The following is a 779-nucleotide window of genomic DNA, read 5'->3' as shown; positions in this document are numbered from 1 at the left end:
TGAGCAGCACGCGGCCCTCGTCGTCGAAGACGAGGGCCGTGACGCCGGGCAGCCACAGCAGCTGATGGCCGGCCGAGGCGCGCAGGGTGCGAATGAAGTCAGGAGTAGCCATGCCCCGACCCTAACCGGCGCCCAGGGGCGCATCCGGGCACGTCGGCGGGCGTTCCCTTACTGCTCGCCGGTGCGCCGGGCGCGTACCGCGGCGGCCACGCCCCAGCCGAGGCCGCCCGCGGCGAGGAGGACGACAAGGCCCTCCGGGAGGGTGCCGAGGCGGGTGGCGGGGGTCTGCGAGGTGCGCAGCGGCACCTCCTGCACCAGGGAGTCGGCGACGAACATGCCGGTCCTCCGCGTGATCTCCCCGTCCGGCATGATGACGGCGCTGACGCCGCTGGTGACCGGCACGGTGACCGCGCGGCTGTGCTCGACGGCACGGACCCGGGACATGGCGAGCTGCTGGTAGGTCATCTCGCTGCGGCCGAAGGTGGCGTTGTTGCTGGGCACGGAGATCATCTTCGCGCCGTCGGTGACGGTGTCGCGCACGGCCCAGTCGAAGGCGGCCTCGTAGCAGGTGACCAGACCGACGGCGGCGCCGTCCCGGTCGAACACGCCCGGCTCGGAGCCGCGGCTGAAGTCCTGGCGGACCATCGAGGTCCACTCCCCGTTGATCGCGCCGACCAGGGAGCGCAGCGGGAGGTACTCGCCGAACGGCTGGATCTGCCGCTTGTCGTAGACGTCGACGGGGCCCTTCACCGGGTCCCAGAGGATCTGCTCGTTGAGCA

Annotated in this window: 1 protein-coding gene and 1 pseudogene; both read right to left on the bottom strand. The window is 72.0% G+C overall.

Annotated features, from left to right (window positions below; translation table 11 throughout):
• Positions 1-112 (bottom strand): annotated as a pseudogene (locus tag LPA54_RS33655) (NUDIX hydrolase); the annotation flags it as partial.
• Positions 113-168: 56 nt separating this feature from the next.
• The coding region (locus LPA54_RS33650) for an apolipoprotein N-acyltransferase (RefSeq protein ID WP_228984504.1) at positions 169-779 on the bottom strand (611 nt) is incomplete at its 5' end.

This window comes from Streptomyces sp. DH12, assembly GCF_020873895.1.
Taxonomy (GTDB): domain Bacteria; phylum Actinomycetota; class Actinomycetes; order Streptomycetales; family Streptomycetaceae; genus Streptomyces.
The sequence above is the reverse complement of the archived record's forward strand: the minus strand, read 5'-3'. Positions and strand labels throughout refer to the sequence as shown.